The organism is Stieleria mannarensis (assembly GCF_014154935.1).
In the GTDB taxonomy this organism is placed as follows: Bacteria; Planctomycetota; Planctomycetia; order Pirellulales; family Pirellulaceae; genus Stieleria; species Stieleria mannarensis.
In genome coordinates, this window is record NZ_JACEHH010000020.1 from 1 (window position 1) to 19,334 (window position 19,334).

A 19,334-nucleotide genomic window follows, 5' to 3' on the forward strand; every position below is an offset into this window, starting at 1 on the left:
CAATTCTATAGTGGTGCGGATGATTTGTGTCGCGGCTCCGCATAGTAACAATCAGGTGCGCCCGACCACCAAAGTGCCTATTGATTGCGGGTCGTCAATCCAAGGCTGATGTGCCGCTTATTCATTCAATGGGTCCAGTTGTTCGTCACTTAGGCAAGTGATATGGTAATCCCTCTATACGAATACGATAGACGCTTCCGCGTCGGGCTTTAAACAAAGAAGCCTTGCAACCAGTCACCGCCAGTCCAAAACATGAACTCCGCTTCGCCTTCTTCGAGTCCGTCGTCTCTGCGGCTGCTTGAAAAAGTTGTATGCCCTCATTGCTGGGCAGAGTTCGCTTCTGAAGACGCAGTTTGGATCGCCACGCACGCGTCGCTCTATGGTGACGAAAAACTTGGTGAAAGCGAGTTGCGGCGATTTCTTCCCTCGCGGTTCACGCCCGACAACCGGGCGATCGATCCCGAAGGATCCGAGGCTACCGAAACCGGTTGCCCGCAATGTCACCTGAAGATTCCGCGTCGTTTGTTCGAAATCCCCGTGGCTTTCTTTTCTATCCTCGGAGCGCCGGGCAGCGGCAAGAGCTATCTGCTCGCTTCAATGATTTGGCAGGCACGGCGGTCGATGGCCGAGCGGTTTCAGATGCTGCTGACCGACGCCGACGCCGCGATGAATGCTAGGTTGATCGAGTACGAGGAACGTCAGTTCCTCTCCAGTAGCCCTGACCAATTGACGTGGCTTCCCAAGACTGAAGAGCAAGGGACGTTGTACAACCGCGTTCAAATGGCCGACCGAGCCGTCAATCTTCCGCGCCCGTTCCTGTTTACGCTCACTCCCGGCGAAGGCCATCCAAACGAGGACAAGAGAGCGACCCTGTCGAGGGTGCTTTGCCTTTATGACAACGCAGGCGAATCGTTTTTGCCCGGCGCCGATGAATCGACCGGACCGGTCACCGGTCACTTGGCACGCAGTGAAGCGTTGCTGTTTTGCTTCGATCCGACGCAGGACCCTCGATTTCGCGCGGCATGCGCAGGGATGAGCAACGATCCACAAATGACTGGGGCGGGACGTTCGGGCGGGCAGACGATCCGCCAAGACAGCATCTTGCTCGAAGCGATCAACCGGGTCCGCCAAAAAGCCGGGATGCGAGAAGACGAAAAGATCGGTGCGACGTTGGTCGTTTTGGTGACCAAATGGGACGCTTGGAAAAAACTACTGCCGGACATAACGACCGATCCGCCTTTCGGTAATGTTAATCGCGACCGTGAAGCGGTCGACGAAGACCGGATTCTTCAAACTTCCGGCAACCTTCGCGATCTGCTGCGTCGAACCTGTCCTGAATTGACTGCGGCGGCGGCGACGGTCAGCAGCGAGGTGATCTACATGCCGGTCTCCGCGACCGGGCGGCGACCGGAAGTGGACCCCGAGAGCGGACAGCTGGGCATCCGCCCCAAAGACATCCAGCCGCAATGGGCCGAGGTCAGCTTGATCTATTTGCTCGCTCGACGGTTCCGCGGACTGATCGACGTGGGACACCGAAAACAAGACACGGCGGGTCCGGAATAGCATGTCCAATAGTAGCGAATTGGTTTATACGTCCGCGCCGCGAGGTCTCCGCCCAGGGAGCCGCGGATTCTGTACGGTCGCAATGTCCGAAAGCATGCCGGCCGGGCTGATCGGGCCGCTGGAAAGTCTGTCGGCGTATCACCCCGCCGATACGCAAGGGCCTTCTCCGATCAACTACATGCACGTGCAAATAAAGGTGGCCGGACGACCGGTCAATGTACTGTCGAGGATCGCCGAATCGCCGCCGGATTATACCGGCCGAACCAACAAGATCGCTCATCATGTCATAGTTGCCGCGGCCGACCGGGCCGTTGGTGGGCCAGCCGCGGTGCTGCGTCAACCGGGTTTCGCCATTGAGACTTGGGATGGTGAGGTTCGGAAGATTCCCGAGCCGAAAACGATTCCGCAGGCCGACTCTCCACCCCGGATCGCCCAAACCTGGGCCGAACAAAGTGGCGACGCCGGATGGGCGGGGACGGTTGCTTCGGTCTTCGATAGCCAAACTCCCGGTGCCCCACTCTATTTGATTTACCGGCCCGATCAAAACGCCGAATTGTTGGCCTTGGTTGACGAAGCGATTTGCCTGCTTCCCGAGCCGAAGCGTTGGAACGCCACCTTTTCCACCCACACCAGCGAGTTGCCGCCGGGAGTCGATTGTCGCTTGCGTTGCTTGGTCGCGGGTTCCCCCGAGGCATTAGCGCTACCACGCTCGGCGATGAAACTTGATTTAGCCTCCGGGAACTTGGGCACTCCGCCGCCTGGTCCGCTGGTCGACGCTGCCCGTTCGGGACGTCTCGCTCTGCCCGAAATTGTCCGTCCGGCCGCCGTGCCAGCCGCATCGACTCACGGGCAAACGGAGATCCTTCAACCTACCCTTCAAACGCCCGTTTCCGATGCGAAAGGACCCGAGTTGCCGGTATCACCACCGCAACCCATCCTGGCCACCCTCCCGCCGCCGTTCCAACCGAAAGCTTCGCCGACTGAAAACCATGCCTGGACTCTCCTCGCCATCGCGGTGGTGGTGCTGCTGTGCCTCGGCGGGGCTGCCGCGATGTTTTTTTTACAGGACGATTCAGACGTCTTGCTGGCCGAACTGAACGCTGCGGCCGGTATCGAGAACTTACCCGATGTGGACGTTTCCACGAAGGTTCTGCCGGAACCCGACGTCGAGTTAGAGCCGGAACCCGATATGGAACCCGAGTCGGCGGAGGATGCCAAGATCAATGATAAAGGCGGCGAGCGGAAAAATGCTGACGAAACGGATCGGCAATCGCGCGAAGAACTCGCTAAGAAAATACTCGCCGCCGAAGCCTTCTTGAGCGACGACCACGAAAACTCCATCACCAAGTTTTCCAACGAAATTGAAGACGATCTGCAAGTGCTCGCCGAACAAAAGAAACAGCTCAAGGAACTTTCCCTACAGCCAACCGAAGATCAATTGGCCACATGGGTACGAGCCGACGACAGTATGGAACAACTTACCCGTTTCATTGACACCCGAAAGAATGACGTCGACACGTTGAAGAAACATCGAACTTTGAAAGATCTTCGAGACCAACGGGAGCGTCTGGCCAGCGAGCTGAAAGCGTGGAATCGCGAAGCAAAAAAGTGGGAACACGAAAAAGGGAAACAGCCAGAACTAGTCCTGTTGGTTTCTAATAGACTCAAGGTCGATCAAACGATCAAGAAGGTTCGCGCGACCGCGGAGAGGCACCTGCAACAGTCAATGACCAGCCTATTGGATCGATATAAAGAACGATCGGCTGAAAACAATCAACTCGCCGCCTCGATCGAAGAGAAACTGGATTCGTTGCATGAGAAGTTGGCTGCTGATCTCAAACGCCGTCGCGATTCGCATCGCCTGGCTATCTACTTCGATGGCAACTCCAGGCGCCACGAGGATCGGCTTCAGATCAAGCCACGCTGCGAGATCGTTTTGAGCCCGAACAATCTTCAAGCTATCGATCGATTGAGTGTTGACGACAGCAGGCCAATTCCGCTGAGCCAATCGAGCGATGACGTGAAGCTGCCTGGGAGATATGAAGGATGGCTCGCAGTCATGCGTGGTGATTCTGGAGTCATCTTGAAACTCAATCCGAGGACAATCCCGCCGGCTATGCGCAAGCTGCATCCGATGCTGCAGCAGCTCGACCGATTCGTCAAACAACAAGATAAGGCTTTCGAGTCGAGCGGAAGTCTTCAAGCAACATTCGAAGCCAACTGGGCCAAGGTCAATAGCGAAATAAATCAATTTCGCAGGCAATTTTTAAATGACGAGGATGAGCAAAAAAAAGTTCAAAGGTGGAATAACGCTGTGAAGCAAATGAAACAGTTATTTACCCAATCACCCGCCAAGGAACTCGACGACTTGTACATTGAACAAACTGGTACAACGGCGGAAGATTTGCGATCGATCAAATCAAACATCGCGGAAGTCTTTACGAGATTCGTAACGCCGGACGTGCCGATCGGAAGTAAGATCGAATCGCACATTAAGAACCTTGAAATGCTTCGGGACGACTACCGTCAACTCAAAACCAACACCGGCTTGTTGGATTTCGAAGGAACCCTCGTTTTTGGCAACGCTTCGGGAAGTCGTTTGGGACAGTCCTCGTTTGAGACCATCGAAACTTACGAATTGTTCTTCATTCCAGAATTGGTCTATGGCCCACCACCCAAAGAATAACGACTGAGCCATTCATGTCCGCCATCACCCGTCGCGTCAATCGACTACTCGACAGCCACAGTATCTCCGAAGAAGATGTTCGCGAGATCCTTGAGCTATACGAAGCTGAACTGTCGATCGTAAATAAGAAACTCGGCGATGCCGTCGATTTGGTCCGTCGCGGACTCCGCAGCGAGGCAATGGCGATTATCGGTTCGTCGCCCTCGTTGATCGATCGAGCTAACGAGCTATCCATCCCGCGGCTCGATGAGCTGATGGAATTAGTAGAACTTTATGACCTTCCTCCCATCTCAGTCGTCGATACCGAAGCAATCGAATTGCTTGGTGACGCGATGCTCGAGTTGCAATCGATCGACGGGTTGCTCAGGCGTCATCGCAAACTCGTCTTAGCTCGCGCGCCATTGGTCTGGCGACTGCGAACGCTTCGGGCGATAGCCGCGGCCGACCCGACCAGCCCCCACTGGCTTGATGACATCGACACGCACGAGAACGCGAGGTTGAAAGAGCTTTCCGCCGACGTCCAACAAGCCATTCAGTCCGACGACATGGCGAAGTTGATGTTATTGAAAAAGGAACTCGCTGAAACTTGGCAGACCGCTCCGCCAGCCTCGTTGCAGACAGCAGTCAATCGCCATATCCAACAACTGCGTTTGGCAGAAAAGCAAAAAGAGTTGATCATCGCTGCCGGCGCGATTAAGGAATCCATGGGCCAATTCGACGAAGCGGGAGCCTGTCAGGCGGCGGTCCGCTACGGTACGCTACGGGACAAAATCGTTGAGCAATTCGGTCCGTCATCGGTCGCTGCTGAAGCCGAACTGATCGCGCGCCCGGGACTGGAGTATGTCGCCGAGTTGACTGCCGAAAAGCAACGCGTCGCGGCGCGGCATTCGGCTATCGCGGTGCTCGAAAACACGATGGATCGTACCAACGCTACCGTTTCGCAAATTGAATCCGCGTACCAAAAAGCGATCACGTTCGACGAACCGCTGCCGCCGGAATTGTTCAATCGATACCGGGCGACGATCGACGACCTAAAAACCCGTGGAAAACGAAAATTCCAATTCGCCGTCGGAGGCGTGGCGGTTGCGACACTGCTGTTGATCGGTCTCCTGGTGACGTGGCAAATCCGGCGAAGTTACGCTGAGAAGGTCGCTACGGTGTCCGGTCAACTTCGCCGGCTCTTGGATTCCGGAGCCGTGGACGAAGCGAATCAGTTCATCGAAGCGGTCCGGCGATCGCAACCCGAACTGGCATCGGATCCGATTGTGGCTGAACTGATTGTCCTGCATCAATCGATGACGCAAAGTGAAAAGGAGAGGAGGGCACGTTTCGCTCAACAGATGGTCGAATTAGAAGCCGTCGACGACCAGGCACTTGAGCCATCGGCACTATCTCGATTGGAAGCGCAAGCGACCACCGACGACGAAAAACTTCGCATTCTGAAACAACGCGACCGATACGAACGTTTCGCCAACAACCGACGAAAGAATCACACTGAATCCTTGATCGGTGCGCTTAGAGAAACCGGCGACATCGTGACCCAACAATCCCAAAGCACGCTCGACGAATTCGCACTTGATGATCTGCGCGAAGGGGCCGACAAGCTTGACGAATTGACCGACAGGATTAATCGTAGCCTCGCCGAGTTTTCCTACGCCAGCCTTTCAGCGAAACAGGAGGGAGAAAACCAGATCCGACGCATCGACGCGTTGAAGACCCGCATGAAGGAGCAGGGATTGGCGCTCGTTCAGTCCGCCGACGCGATGGAAGATCTGCTAGCTGCCCGATCATTGCCGAACTTGAAATCACGGATGGAAGATTTCGTCTCTAAACTTCCCCTTGATCGAAAATCCGAAGCGTTTGGTCAAACGCTCGATTCAGCCGAGTTCTGGCAAACGGCAGAGCTTTGGAATTCGCACGTCCGCCGGGTGCAGGACGTCTTTGCCAAACAACTTGACCCAGAATCGGTTTCGATCGCAGCGGAGTCCGGCGAAGAATTTTTCAATGTCTGTGTCACACCGCCGTTTGAAATTCCGGCATCAGTGCGGTCTTGTATCGATCAGGCCGAAAATCGGCGGGCGATTTTGGATCAGTTCGAGAGCTTTCTGGATCGGTCACTATTTTCGCAAATCATCTCCGTAACGCAGAAGGACGGCCAGGGAGAACGGGTCTATATCTACAAGAACTACTACGACAGCGAGCGAGATAAATTCTCGATCGGCGCCAACCAAAAATTGCTCTCGCGGGTCGAAGTCATCCAAACTGGCGACGGTGCAATCGAACAGGAAACGCTCGACACGCCGCTGGTGATCGAACTGGAACCGGCCGCTAGCGTCGCTACGCTGAAGGCGAAGTGGAAAGCGGCCCGCGCCGATGCCTTGGCCAATTGGGACGGCCTAATGCTTAAGTGGCTAGCCGACCTGTGTCATCGCGAAAAACTCGATGCGACCGTTAAAGAGATCTTATTGGCTCAAGCGATTGAAAAGATCATGGAAGGTTCGGCGGCCAGGGATCAATTCGCCAAGATCCACCTTTCCCTCGTCGCCCGCCGGGCGGCTTGGGACGATTGGTATCGGCCGGCGGCGCGTTCGGTCCGGCCAACCGATTTAATCGTCCAGAAGATCATGCCGGCTTTGGCCGCGATTTATCGCGGCCATCACGACCCACGCCACGAGCTGAAAACAATGGCACGAATGCGTATCCGACCGATTGGGATATGGGACGTTGTTGGCAGGTCCAAGTTGAGCAATCCGGCGTCCACGCGGGTCGTTCACTACTGGGAACCGAGAGAATCTTTGCGGTCGGGATTCTTGATGGTCGTTCGCCGCGATGTGACCGATCCGCTCAAGTGCCAATGGATTCCCATCGGAAAATTCGAAGAGGGCCAAATAAAAGTGACCGACTCATCAATCACCATGACCGCCGGGGAACCGATTTTCCTCACCAGCGGAATCGAAACGCCTGTGGCTTTAAATCTGCCCCGCGACTCTTATTCATTGGTGAGCGTGTCACGATGAGTTCCACCACTGATGCCGAAGAAAAATTCCAGATCCGTCGTCAGGGACGTCGTCTCGGTCCTTTTAGCCGATCCCAGATCGATCGCATGATCGCGCGGCAAAAATTGGGCCCCAAGGATGAAATTAGCCCGGCCGGAAACAATCAATGGCAGAGGATCGATCAGTGGCAATTGAATCAACAAGGCCCCGTCGAGTCGGCATCAACGATCGATGACGCCATCGCCAAAGCCCCCAACCCTCCTAAGGCTGTCGGTGTTTCCAGCCCGCCTTCGGATTCCGCCAGTGCGGGTGACGCCGCGGCGGGTGATTGGTACTTCGCCATCGACGGTGATCGACAGGGTCCTTTCGACGAGCATACATTGGGAAGGTGGATCAGCGAAGGACACATCAATGCCCAAACGCTCGTTTGGCGCAGTGGCATGCAAGATTGGACGCCCGCCCGCGAAGTATTGCCGGCCGCACTGGTATCGTTTCCGTCATCCGGGACCGGCGATCCGGCGTCGAACGTCGTGCCGAACTTCGCGTCGTCCTCAGCCGCAACCGATCCGGGCGATGGCGGTTATGCGCTGCGTGATTTGCATTCGCGACGCTTGTTTTGGATGCTGACGGTTTGTGTCATCACCTACATATTCGCAGCCGAATCGTTCGCTGTGGGGCTCTTTCAAATCTACACCGCGGTGGTTATTAGGCGCGTTGGAAGCGTCGGCTTGGTTGCACTATGGGCCGTTAGCTCACTGGTCTTCGCCAGCTTGCTGCTGATGGCGGCCGTCGAAATGACCAAGCTGCTCTCAATGATGAACCGTCGACGCGGATCGGAAGACCCCGTCGCCGTCGCCCGGCACGAACACCGCGTCTGGTTGTTTGCCGGACTATCAACAGCGTTCATCGTCGCCAATCAAATCGTCTTTGCAATCTTTTTGTTGTTCACCATTGCCCAAGCGACTTAGAGTCAGCCGATGCAACCGTCCAGTTCGCCTTCGCCCGAGCGTTTGTCCGTCCGCCGAGGCGACCCCGAAGCGTTGTTCGGCTTATCGCCCTCAGCGGGGACGTCCGTTCGTACCGCGTTCTGCGGTTTAATCGCGTTGATCCTGACCGTGGCATTCTTTGGTGTTCTTTCATCGCTGCCCGTGAGCCCCTTCCGATCGATGATGATGGATCGCGGACCAACGCAATACGCTGCGGTGTTATTGGGTTTTTGGACGGTTGTGATATTGATCTTCAAACGCATGAAACTCTCGGTCCAACGCCGTGCGTTAGACCGCCCCGTTGTGCCGGAAAACCAACGCTTCGTGCTCACCCGCCAGACCGCCCCCGACGTGCTAACTACGATCCATGCTATCGCAGACTTCCCCGACCAATTCCTCGTCTTTCGGAGAATCTTGATCGCCCTGTCGAGCTTGAAAAATCTGGGGCGCATCGGCGACGTCGATGAGGTGCTGCAAACAATGGCTGATCGCGACGAATCGGCTTCGGCGACGTCATTTGGAATGCTTTCCGGCTTCCTGTGGGCGATCCCGGTGTTAGGGTTTATCGGAACCGTCCTGGGGCTTGCAGGCGCGATTGGCAATTTCTCCTCCCTGTTGACAGACGACAGTGACGTGGCGGGGATCATCGGTTCGCTGCGTGAGGTGACCGGCGGACTATCGACGGCGTTCGAGACGACGTTGGTCGCGTTGGTCATCGCGTTATTCTTGCAGCTTTGGATTACGGTGCAGAAGAAGGCCGAAGAGGAGTTCTTGGATCAGTGCCAAGATTACTGCCTCAACCAAATCGTTTCCCGCATGCGGGCCGACGACATCACGCAAGACCGTCAGGACGCCCCGCCGGAATTGAATCCGCCGTCGTCATCATCATCGCGCGTGCCGGTCGCGGCTTCCGAGATGGGGGATTGATGCGTCGAAAAATCAGCGGCCCCGGGATATCGTTCTTTGCCTTTCAAGACATCATCACCGCCGTGGTCGGGATCTTCATCCTGATCACGTTGATTATGGTCTTGGAATTGCTTGAAAAGGTCGACGCAGCTTCGCGCACTCCCGCAGGAGACGCCGCCGCGGTTACGCGAGTCATTGACCAGACCCGAGCCGACGCTGATGCAATCGAAGGCCAACTACAACAAATGCGGCAGCGTCAACAAACAGAGAATCAGGCGATCGCGATGTCAGCGACCGTGACGGAGGAACAACTGCTCGAGCGAATCAAAGAACAACAACGTCGCAACGAACAGCTCGCCGCACAGATCGCCGCCGTCGAGCGACAACTCGAGGACGCCGAGTCGAGGTACCAATCCGCCCGACTCCAAGCGGACGCCGCGACTCGGAAGATCGAAGCGGAAAATCGGCGGGTTTCATCGCAGGTCGCCGAATTTAAAACTCGCACCCAAAAGCTTGCAGGCAACAAGACCCCACTTTACAACGACAGACTGCGAGACGGACGCGCCTTGGTCATCGTGCGTATAGGTGAGCATCCCACTAAGGCGACACGCATTTCGATGCGGGAGGGCGATCGTGAGACCAATCGCGCGTTTGTAGGAATCAAAGATTTGATCAACGCGATCAAACAGCGTGACGCTCGTAAGTCTCACTACATGGTTTTGGTCGCGCCCGGAGGTGCGAAAGATTTTCATACCTTGCGAGAATACTTCGATTCAACGCATGGTTCCTCATTGTTCGGCTATCATTATCTCCCCACGTCCATTCGTTATGGATTTGATGTCATCGGTGGAGACGCGGACATTCAGCTGCTATTCGAATTGGGTGAATGATGAAACGCCGCGTATCCAATCAAGGCGATAGTTTCGACTTGTTCCTTGACACGATTTGCAACACGTTCGGGGGCATCGTATTCTTGGCCATCTTGGTGGCACTCCTGGCGAAAATCCGTCATGACCCGAGCGGCACGGAAACGACCGAACATCCGGTCACGCCGTTGATGATGCGAACTTTGGAGCTTGAACTCACTCATCAACAGAGCCGCTTACGCGATTTGCAAAACGTTCGTGACGCGTTGCCCGAAGCCCCAATCGACTCCAACGTAGCCGAGATCGTTGATCGCAGCGAAGAACTGAAGGACGTTTCTGCGGCCGAAAAACATCTCGTCGAGCGGCGGCAGGAGCTTGGTGAAAAGTTGATCGACATCACCGCGGAAACTGCCGCGATTCCCGACCAAGTGGAACAAGCTGAGAGTGAACTCGAAGAAGTAACCATAGAGCTAGCAACCACGAAAGCCGAATGGCAAGTCGTTCGAGCAAAAAAGGCAAAGACGATGCAGGTTCCGCTCGAACGCCAGGGTGCGGGATCACGCGGTATCATTTTACTTTCTCGCGAAGAACTGTTCCTGGTCGCGTCGCCAGACGACGACCAAGGCGAATTCTTCAACAAACACGTCGTTTCCGTACCGATCCCCGGGTCGGGGTCAGACGGTTACGAAATCAAGCCGCGCTTCGGCAAAGGGATCACCTTGGGCAGCGAGAAGTCGATTATCGCCATTCGCGAAACCGCCCGTCGTCTGTCACGCAAAGACAGCACGCTGATTATCGCCGTCTACCCTGACAGTTATCACCATTTCGGACCGGTCCGCGACGCATTCAAATCGTTCGGTATGAACTACGAACTATGGGTTCAAGGCGATGGCGAACCGCTCCAAGTCTTTTATGGCAACGGCCGAAACCGGGTTCAATAGGGCTGACAGGAATCAAGCGCGCTCTCCAAACTTCCACGTTTGCTAAACGGTCCAACAGTCTCTAGACTCTGCACAACACGCCCCGCCCGGTTGAGGAGGGCGCCGCACACCCGAAGGCCCCGGCATGCCCCGTCACCCTGTCATCATTGAACCGTCTCAAATTATCAAGCGATCCTTGCGTCACTACATCACGATATGGCTCGCTTTCTCGGTGGTAATGGCGAGCCCGACGTCGGCACAAAACCTGTCTCAGCAGCGTACTTGGACCGACGTGAGTGGCCGGTATTCGGTCGACGCTCAAATGGTTGACTTCGACGAAACTGCCGTCAAACTTGACGCCGGCAAACGGACCGTCGTGCTACCAAGAAACAAGCTCAGCGCAGCGGACCGCGACTACATAGAAGCTTGCGACATTATTCGCCAATCGGCCATTCAAGCTCGCCAGATTGCTTCGCAACTTGAAACCGATAATTTGCGAGACGCTTCGTTGATGACGGCCCTCGAAGCAATCAGCAAGTCGTCGCCCGAAGGGGTCGTCTCGGACTTCTACCTCGGCGGTCTCAAGCCGGTTCAAACGCGAAAGGAAGCGGAGATCAAGGAAGCGATACGGATCAACCAGCGAGCCATTACGGCGATCAAGAAAGTTCAACAGCATTTCCCCGGTGTTCACGCTAAAACGCTCGCCTCTGTCTACAACAACCAAGCCGTTGTCGCGGCTCGCAACGGCAGTGCCGAAGGCTTCGCCAATTTTCTCAAACTGTCTGGCGAAGCCACACCGGGGACCTTGTCTTTCGCCGCACACCACAACGCATCGCTGCTGCTGTCGACCAAGATTGATCTCGGGGGTGCCGGTCACACGCTCTCGACCGTGATCGGACTTGGCGATCCCGAACCCGGACCACCGGTCCAGAGTCGATTGCTATACACCTTCGCTCATGATCCGTTTCGCTTTGAGATGAATCCTGCAAGCACGGATTCATCGGACGACCCGGGTGATGATTCCATGGAAACGTCCGGCAATACCGCTCCGGTCAATCTCGATGACCTGAGTCTGGTCAGTTCGGGTAGTGCGTTCTTGTTAACTCCCCATCACGCGATGACCAACCGTCATGTCGTCAAAGACGTTGAAGCGTTTTTGTTGACCAACGATCAAGGATTGGAAGTCAAGGCAACGGTACTGGCTGTCAGCACAGATGCCCACATTGATCTGGCAATCTTGAAGCTTGACCGGCCGCTCGATATCGATCCGATGCCAATCCGCGAAAGCAATCCCCGACAGGAAGAAGAAATCGTTGCACTGGGATACCCGCTCCCTGGGCGTTACGAGCCATCGCTGATGTCCAATCGCGGTAGCATCAGCAAGTTCATGACCGATGGGAAGAGCATGCTGCATACCGCGACCGTTGAACCTGGAAATAGCGGCGGTCCGTGTGTCGATCTTTCCGGTCAAGTCGTGGGGGTTAATTACGCGACAGACCATCAAAATGAAGTCCGAAACTACGCCGTGCTGCCCATGGACGCTGCCAAGTTCGCTAAAGCCTGCGGTATCGAACTTCCTGGCCCGATCTCGGCAGCCTACGCGACATTTGCCGACACGATTGAAGCCTGTCGCGAAGCGGTCATGATGGTGCATTGTTACAAGTCCGTTCGTCTTTCCTCGTCGTCGGACCGTTCGGCAAGCGGATCATACGGCGGTGGTCGAACGGCGACTCAGTATTCCTTGATAGCTGATGATTGTTGTTTGTGGTGTGGAGGCAGAACGTACGTCACCTGTCCGAATTGTATCAAGGGAAAGACCAGCGTTCGCCAAGTGGTCATTGTTGGCCGCTCGCTTGATGGTAGCCCGATTACCGCTCCCAAAACCTTTAAGCGGGACTGCCCTCGTTGTAAACTCGGAAAAGTCGCGTGTCCGGCGTGCGGTGGTACCGGAAATATTCGCTGATCACCGACAAGAGAAAATTGTCGGTCTTGATTTTCCGCCCACAACACCCGGCTTGACCACACAATAACGTCGAGTGCGTCGCCGCGAGGCAAGGGTGGTGTGATGGCAAAGCGGGTTCCGATGTTGAAGCGGTTGCTGACCTGTGCGATCACCTCGAATACGCCCAGCAAACCGGGGATGGTGATCTCGACGTTTTGTGGTGACGTCAGATCGGCTCCCTGCGATTTGCACAGCCCAAGTGGCAGACGCTTTGGCGTGCAAAGCTATCGCCAGCTTCGAGAATCCACTGGCCGTAGTTCATCAGCGATCCAAACGCTGCAGCGTCTTGAACTCTTGTGGCACATGGCGGATCGAAGGACGCCTGGCGAACGTGACTTGCGAGGTGTGATCCAGCGGTTCATTCTTTTAGCAAAAGACTGAATCCGTTGACCACAATTCGCGCGATCGCTTGGGAGTCGAGCGGAAATGGAACTCAGAGACACCCCAGTGAGATCAAAACGCAGTATCCGGGGCAGCGCCGATGAACTGCGTGCTGAAGACGTTTGAAGCTGCTGCCGGCGCATCGGTTAGGCCACAAACACGAAGCGTGATTTTGGACTGCGGTGGTGATCAATGTCTGCGGCGCCGTTGCGTTGGTCACGCATCCCATAATGTTGACACGCCGACACAGCCACTGCGGCTACTACGCCACACCGTTCCGATGAATCTTCGGATTGGTGAAAAGCAGTCGCCGGCCGCCCGGGCCAGGAAGCGACACCTGGGCAGATAGAACGCTTACGCATCTCGAGCGACTTTAAAGCTTCTGCTCTTGATTTACCTGTAGCGTGTTCCAGACCCGCGCGAACGGCCGAGGTTTTTCCACCATTTTGTGACCGAAGAATCACGCGTGTGCGTTTATCTTGGTGCGCTTTGAGGAACTCTGTTGTTCCATCGCTGGATCCGTCATCGACTACAATCAGTTCGTAATCCGATAAGCCCGATTTCGGGAACTGTGACAAAACCTGTTCGATCGTTCCACGCTCGTTGTAGACGGAGATAATCACGGACAGTTCAGGCATCAACGAATCCAACCGATTGGTGTCAGCGATAACGCATAAATTTAGACGCATGAATGCGGACGACGGAGAACCATAAACCGCGTTCCGCTACTGTTCCTTCTTCGACTTTTGTGAACGACGTGCAGGCGAGAGAATCATTTCGTCCGTCACATAGAAAATCCTCAGCGTTGGTGAGGGTTGCTCTGCAGGCGTGTGGGTGCGAAACCACTGGCCCTCTGGTCGGGAGTAGGGCTGGGCGAACACGGCCCACCAACCTGCGCGGAGCGGCGCATACCCTTCCGTCGAACGTGCGAGTTGGTCGGTTGATTGCGAATCGGCTTGCACCCCGAGCCGAGAAAGGTTGATCATGTCGGTTGAGTAAAGGACATGAAGGGGACGTTTGTCTGGGTTGCGTTTTTGCCAATCAATCAGGCTGTACAGATCTTGCCCCCAGTCCAGATTGCTGTCACTCAACAATTTCCAGCCGTTTTTTGGCCCGCCAAAGGCATAGGAAAAAAACTGTAGCTGCGGGGCATGACAGACAGACTTGCAACGACGAACGCTAGGACCAAAAAACACTTCACTTTGCGTGTCGGTGAATTTGATGTGAAGGCAGCGGCGGCAAGCAAATAGACCGCAGGTAGTGCTGGCAAAACATATCGCAAGTGCATGTTGAACCCCGTTTCCGCGCTCACCACAATGAAAACCGGAACCGTGATCGCAAACACGACCCAATGAAGTGTGCTGAGGGGATGGGCAGCGCGAAGTTGAGCCCATGCTCCAGCTGCGACTAACCCCCACAGCCCAACGGGTTCTTTCATCAGCCAGCCCACCAGATAGTAGTACCACCAACCTCGCGACTGCCATTGGCCGAACAAGTAGGATTGATAGTGCCCTCCTTCAAAGTCAGCCTTCTGGACGTCCAAGCCTTTGAGTACGTTTTCGGGAAGTGGGATGGGCATTCCGGCGATCACGCGGAGCCCGGGATGATTGGCAAAGAAATCTTGGATCGATGCGAACGTTGTTGATTTGAACTGGTATTGGGCGAGTGACAGGAAGGTCCTGTCGCCCGCGTAGATTAAATGCAAGAAGGTCGTCGCAATGCCGAAGATAACGCACAGCCGGATCCAACGCTGATAGCCGCGAAGGTGATTGTTACCCAACTGTAACGCGAGCAGTGTGAGCGGTAGAATCGGCAGCAACAAGAACCAAGTGAATTTCACCGAAAACGCGAGGCCGACCGCCGCACCACACGCGAACGTCATGGACCAAGAGGGACGCTCCAGCCATCGCGCAAACACGATTGCCACCAGCAACCCACAGACAGCAGCGGGGACATCCGGGACAATCGTCGCCCCGAACGTAAGAATGGACGGTGAGAAGGCCCAGAGAATTGCAGCGACTGCACCTGCCTGGGGCGAATACAACGTTGCGGCGATGTGCCAGATCAAAAGGGTACCGAGCACGCACCACGGGATAGTCGACAATCGTGCGATGTGAAAGAGTTTCAGAGACTCCGTGCCGTTGTCGCGTGAAAATGCTTGCGCTTGGACGAACTCCGTCCGCGCCTGGTAATCGTCCACCATCCAATCCCTTACCCGGTAGCCGTGCAGACGCACCGGTATCGCGGCTAGGATTCGTGGCAGTGGCGGATTGACTCGATACTGATGAAACGTTCCCGTTTCCAAGTGGCTGAGCCCAGCCGGCAAGTGCCCCCATTCGTCATAGGTTGGCGTCGTCCGCAAATTAACAAGCACCAATAGGCTGACCTGGATGACACAAAGGATCGCGAGGCCCCAAACCGGTGACTTAGTGTCCGAAGTAATCATGAAGCGATTTGGTTTTTCCATCGTTGGGATCAGGCGAGAGGCCTGGCTCACCAATCCCCCATCGAGAGGAGGTCCTCGTGGAAAAATTTTCGGTCGATATAAAAGTTTGTTGACCGTTGCTATCGGTGATCATGGAGTTGGGAGTGAAACCGCCGTTCGACGGGAGGCAGCGAAAAGCGGCATGATGCAATTGGGCGGCCAGCGCGATTTGTCGGCCATGGTTCAAACAGGTATTTTTTCGCGACGCTTCTCGCGCCGATTGAACACCCGGAAGGGCGATCGCAAGCACAATTGAAACAATCGACAGTGCGACAAGGAGTTCGATCAGGGTGAACCCCCTGGTCGCTCGCGTCTGCGTAGCAATCTTTGCCCCCACCCGGTCCTGTTCACGTTGCTGTTTGTACGCAAAATACAAGGCACCAAGCAGGAATAGCAGGGCAACGCCGATTAGCATTGCGGTGAATGACCAACCGCCGCCCGTCGAGAATCCAACTTCGGGGACGCCGTAGTGCTCCAGCGTAAACACTTCGGCTGGCGGCGGTTCGAACGAATGGGCCTGGGTGACATGCTCGCTGCGTGAGTACTCCGTCGTGCCATTAATGACGTATCGTTTCTCGATTCGGCTGGGGATCGTCTCACCGAACTCCTCGTCGTACTCCAAAATGATCGTGGATGGGCGTGTTCCATCTCGCCATTGGTAGTCGATCCGCTCGATGCGGTATTGATGTGCGGGATTCACTTGAACTTTGAGCAGATCAAATTGCTTGTCGTTCGAAAGGTCTTCCAGTTGGAATGTCGCCGTCTCTTCGGCGGCTGTTCCCGTGCTGAGTTTCCAATCAGAAAACCTGTAACTGGCCGGCTGATCATACATCGTGGCCAAATCTGAATTGCCGACAAAGATCGAATCACACAAACGGTACGCGCTCGTCGCCATTTCCGTCATCAACGCTTCTGAGACGTCTTCGCTAGGCTCAGCGTAGACGAGACTCCAATCGGAGGCGTCCCCCGCTTTTTCCAGGCCGTAGAATGCGGCCCCCGTCCGAATCCTCACTCTTGCTGGGGTTTCTGTCAGTTTCCCCGCGATACGAGAATGACCTCCTGCCGTGACGAGTTTTTCGCCATCTCTCTGAGTCAAGCGTGAACAGTTTTCGCAGGTCAGCTTGCCGTTGAGCCACGAAGTGAACGAAACCTCAATCGTGCCTGTTTCAGCACGGCTAAGAATCGATCACCCGCTTTGAACGGCTTCTTCCGGTACGTCTGATGCTTTAAGTGTTGCCACACTGAAACAACAGAGTAACGCCGATTGATAAAGAAATATCGTGCGCATGTCTAACCTACCGAGGAGCCTATTTAGCGGAATCCCGAATGAATTCAGTTCTTACCTACCGCATTGTTCGCTCTTGATTGTCTTGAGAGATAGGCACTCATCCAAACGGACCATTAGCTCGCGACGCTTAGTGTGCTAGTGTGCTAGTGGGATAGTGTTGGCATGGGGGTTCGCGCGGCGTTTGTCAAGCAGCGGTGATTTGAGATGCCAGCGGGAATGAGAAACCGCCGGGGTCTGTCCCCGGCAAATTTGTTATTCGTGCAATTCGTGTGATTCGTGGACAACTTTTTCAAGCCCTATGAGTCAACCGGCGGACACAGGATTCCGTGCCGATTTGTCCAGGGGGTGGCGGAGGATAGATCCGTCGAAGTGGATGACCCATCCTTTGCGAATGTGCACTCGATTGCGATCGTTGTGAGCACGCGATAAAATGCAACCACTTAGCTGGACAGCGCCACTTTGGCGTAGCTACGCTCGCCAGAGCGTGGAAAACCCCGGGGATCCACCTTCTGGCGAAGGTAGCTACGTTCGACCCGCGATTCACGGTGTTTCTTGAGCAAAGTGGCGCTGTCCAGTTAGGCTCTGTTTGAAAAGTCGGCGTGAGCGCAGGCGGGGCGAGCATCAGTGCTGGTGTGCAGGCTTTAGCCCAATACCGCAAATTTAAGTGTCGTTTTCTCTGGGGAGGGCCCGTACGTAGGCTCGCGCCAAACGGCTGATATTCGTTTGACGTCAGCCGGTTCGCGCCAGCGTCTGGCCTTACCTTGGCGGAATCGCCTAATGGCTAGACACCAACGCTTATCCCCATTCCATTCACCCCCGCCCCCTTTTCACGACGAATTGCCATGGCCTGATCGTTTTCAGGCAGAGCCTAGTTGGAGGGCTTGAACTCTGTGTGGCCCAGCTGGAGCACCGTGCCAAGTGAAACGTCGAAGGGATCCGGTGGGCGTCAAGAAGGAGAGTTCGTGATGAATTTGTCGACTCGCGTTGCATTGACGGTGGCCCTGTTCGCTTCCTGCACCTTTGCCGGTGGGCCGGAAACGCGTTTGGTGCCGGAACGGCCGGCTGAGGGGCGGTTTGTGGAGACGGCGCAGGGGTTCATGGTCGCGTACGATCAGCCGATCCCCGGATCGAATGTCGTGATCGAAATGGTGCCGGTCCCCGGTGGGACGGTGACGATTCAGCCCCCGCCATCGATGGAGCAGGTCGACGAATATGGCAAGCCGCTGACGACCGAACCGCCGGCAGGTACAGCGCAACAGGTTTCTTTTGGCCCGTTCTGGATCGGCAAGTACGAGATCACGATGGAGCAGTACCTGCCTTATCGTCAGCTGTACTACCGGCAAAAGAAGGACGCACTGGAAGGAATCAATCAAGCGAATTCGCCGACCGATGTCGATGCGGTGACGGGGCCGACCGATGTTTATGACCCCGACTACAACTTCGAATACTCCGACGCGCCGGATTCCCCGGTGCCGACGGTCAGCCAATTTGCCGCGCGGCAGTACACCAAGTACCTGACGTTGCTGACCGGACAAACCTATCGGCTGCCGCTGCGGAGCGAGTGGCAGCACGCCTGCCTGGCCGGCAGTGATTCACGCTACTGTTTCGGAGACGATGCGACGCGGTTGGGCGAATTTGCCGTCTACCTGGCGAACACCTCGGACGATTCATTATCGCTGCGCGTGGGCACGAAGAAGCCGAACGTTTGGGGGCTCTATGACGTCCACGGCAATGTTGCCGAGTTGGTGATCGAAGACACGGCGGTCACGGGCTTGCGCGAAGGGCATGTCGCGTGCGGCGGCGATCGTGACAGCTCCGCTGCCGAGTGCACGGCGGAATCGATCGTTCGCACGACCGAAGCCTGGTGGGACGAAGATCCAGATTTCCCACGCAGTTCGTGGTGGATGACGTCCGAAGCGAGCCGCACGACAGGGTTTCGCATCATCTCGCCGCTTGATCCGATGACCGACGCCCAGAAACAGGCCTACTGGGATGCCGACAGCCAGCAGCTGGCCGAAGACGTGCAATCACGGTTGCAAGATGGTCGCGGCAGCCTGGGCCGAGTGACGCCGCCGCGGCCGACCACGCGGCGGATCGACTCGCCAAATTTGGAAAAATAAAGCGCTCCAATGCATCGGAAAAGTTGTCTTGGGAAATGTGTGATATTTAGAATTTACCCTCCCTAAAAGGGAGGGTCGAGCGTAGCGAGGGGAGGGTTGATTCGTGGTGTTTGAGTGCTTCCGAGCCGCAGCGAA

At 55.7% G+C, this 19,334-nt stretch carries 13 protein-coding genes; 9 read left to right on the forward strand and 4 right to left on the reverse strand.

What is annotated here, in order from left to right; all coding sequences use genetic code 11:
• Positions 1–408 precede the first annotated feature (408 nt).
• The 8 genes from H1B37_RS14785 (at position 409) to H1B37_RS14820 (ending at position 12,886) form a co-directional block, all read left to right on the forward strand.
• Positions 409–1,563, forward strand: a complete 1,155-nt coding sequence (locus tag H1B37_RS14785; protein WP_182867439.1) for a hypothetical protein — start codon at positions 409–411, stop codon at positions 1,561–1,563.
• A 1-nt stretch (position 1,564) separates the two neighbouring features.
• Positions 1,565–4,249 (forward strand): GAP1-N2 domain-containing protein, encoded by a 2,685-nt coding sequence (locus H1B37_RS14790; RefSeq protein WP_220498209.1) that lies wholly within the window; start codon positions 1,565–1,567, stop codon positions 4,247–4,249.
• A 14-nt stretch (positions 4,250–4,263) separates the two neighbouring features.
• Complete coding sequence (locus H1B37_RS14795) at positions 4,264–7,266, forward strand: hypothetical protein (RefSeq protein WP_182867441.1); 3,003 nt, start codon at positions 4,264–4,266, stop codon at positions 7,264–7,266.
• On the forward strand, positions 7,263–8,213 hold the full coding sequence (locus tag H1B37_RS14800) for a GYF domain-containing protein (RefSeq protein WP_182867442.1): 951 nt from the start codon (positions 7,263–7,265) through the stop codon (positions 8,211–8,213). The genes H1B37_RS14795 and H1B37_RS14800 overlap by 4 nt, the downstream gene beginning before the upstream one ends.
• A gap of 9 nt (positions 8,214–8,222) precedes the next feature.
• The gene (locus H1B37_RS14805) at positions 8,223–9,158 is read left to right on the forward strand and encodes a MotA/TolQ/ExbB proton channel family protein (RefSeq protein WP_220498210.1); all 936 of its coding nucleotides are present in this window, start codon (positions 8,223–8,225) and stop codon (positions 9,156–9,158) included.
• Entirely contained in the window at positions 9,158–10,027 is an 870-nt protein-coding gene (locus tag H1B37_RS14810) for a hypothetical protein (protein WP_182867443.1), read from the forward strand. Before H1B37_RS14805 ends, H1B37_RS14810 begins: the two co-directional genes overlap by 1 nt.
• The gene (locus tag H1B37_RS14815; protein WP_182867444.1) at positions 10,024–10,944 is read left to right on the forward strand and encodes a hypothetical protein; all 921 of its coding nucleotides are present in this window, start codon (positions 10,024–10,026) and stop codon (positions 10,942–10,944) included. The genes H1B37_RS14810 and H1B37_RS14815 overlap by 4 nt, the downstream gene beginning before the upstream one ends.
• A gap of 124 nt (positions 10,945–11,068) precedes the next feature.
• Positions 11,069–12,886: a trypsin-like peptidase domain-containing protein gene (locus tag H1B37_RS14820; protein WP_182867445.1), complete on the forward strand. Its 1,818-nt coding sequence runs from the start codon at positions 11,069–11,071 to the stop codon at positions 12,884–12,886.
• Positions 12,887–13,452: 566 nt separating this feature from the next.
• On the opposite strand, the gene H1B37_RS14825 is transcribed toward H1B37_RS14820, so the two are convergent.
• The 4 genes from H1B37_RS14825 to H1B37_RS14840 all read right to left on the reverse strand — a co-directional run bounded on the left by H1B37_RS14825 (position 13,453) and on the right by H1B37_RS14840 (position 16,413).
• Positions 13,453–13,944, reverse strand: coding sequence for a glycosyltransferase family 2 protein (locus H1B37_RS14825; protein WP_182867446.1), 492 nt, complete (start codon positions 13,942–13,944; stop codon positions 13,453–13,455).
• An 87-nt stretch (positions 13,945–14,031) separates the two neighbouring features.
• The gene (locus H1B37_RS14830) at positions 14,032–14,397 is read right to left on the reverse strand and encodes a hypothetical protein (protein ID WP_182867447.1); all 366 of its coding nucleotides are present in this window, start codon (positions 14,395–14,397) and stop codon (positions 14,032–14,034) included.
• Positions 14,394–15,509, reverse strand: a complete 1,116-nt coding sequence (locus H1B37_RS14835) for a glycosyltransferase family 39 protein (RefSeq protein WP_182867448.1) — start codon at positions 15,507–15,509, stop codon at positions 14,394–14,396. The genes H1B37_RS14830 and H1B37_RS14835 overlap by 4 nt, the downstream gene beginning before the upstream one ends.
• A gap of 223 nt (positions 15,510–15,732) precedes the next feature.
• Entirely contained in the window at positions 15,733–16,413 is a 681-nt protein-coding gene (locus tag H1B37_RS14840; RefSeq protein WP_182867449.1) for a DUF1559 family PulG-like putative transporter, read from the reverse strand.
• 1,631 nt (positions 16,414–18,044) lie between these two features.
• Between H1B37_RS14840 and H1B37_RS14845 the strand changes: the two genes are divergently transcribed.
• Positions 18,045–19,199, forward strand: coding sequence for a formylglycine-generating enzyme family protein (locus H1B37_RS14845; RefSeq protein ID WP_182867450.1), 1,155 nt, complete (start codon positions 18,045–18,047; stop codon positions 19,197–19,199).
• Positions 19,200–19,334: the final 135 nt, after the last annotated feature.

Bases quoted from the DNA above. Each gene is read 5' to 3' on its own strand.
- H1B37_RS14790 (WP_220498209.1), top strand. From the start codon at position 1,565: ATGTCCAATAGTAGCGAATTGGTTTATACGTCCGCGCCGCGAGGTCTC.
- H1B37_RS14795 (WP_182867441.1), top strand. From the start codon at position 4,264: ATGTCCGCCATCACCCGTCGCGTCAATCGACTACTCGACAGCCACAGT.
- H1B37_RS14800 (WP_182867442.1), top strand. From the start codon at position 7,263: ATGAGTTCCACCACTGATGCCGAAGAAAAATTCCAGATCCGTCGTCAG.
- H1B37_RS14805 (WP_220498210.1), top strand. From the start codon at position 8,223: ATGCAACCGTCCAGTTCGCCTTCGCCCGAGCGTTTGTCCGTCCGCCGA.
- H1B37_RS14810 (WP_182867443.1), top strand. From the start codon at position 9,158: ATGCGTCGAAAAATCAGCGGCCCCGGGATATCGTTCTTTGCCTTTCAA.
- H1B37_RS14815 (WP_182867444.1), top strand. From the start codon at position 10,024: ATGATGAAACGCCGCGTATCCAATCAAGGCGATAGTTTCGACTTGTTC.
- H1B37_RS14820 (WP_182867445.1), top strand. From the start codon at position 11,069: ATGCCCCGTCACCCTGTCATCATTGAACCGTCTCAAATTATCAAGCGA.
- H1B37_RS14825 (WP_182867446.1), bottom strand. From the start codon at position 13,944: ATGCCTGAACTGTCCGTGATTATCTCCGTCTACAACGAGCGTGGAACG.
- H1B37_RS14835 (WP_182867448.1), bottom strand. From the start codon at position 15,509: ATGGTGGACGATTACCAGGCGCGGACGGAGTTCGTCCAAGCGCAAGCA.
- H1B37_RS14845 (WP_182867450.1), top strand. From the start codon at position 18,045: ATGAATTTGTCGACTCGCGTTGCATTGACGGTGGCCCTGTTCGCTTCC.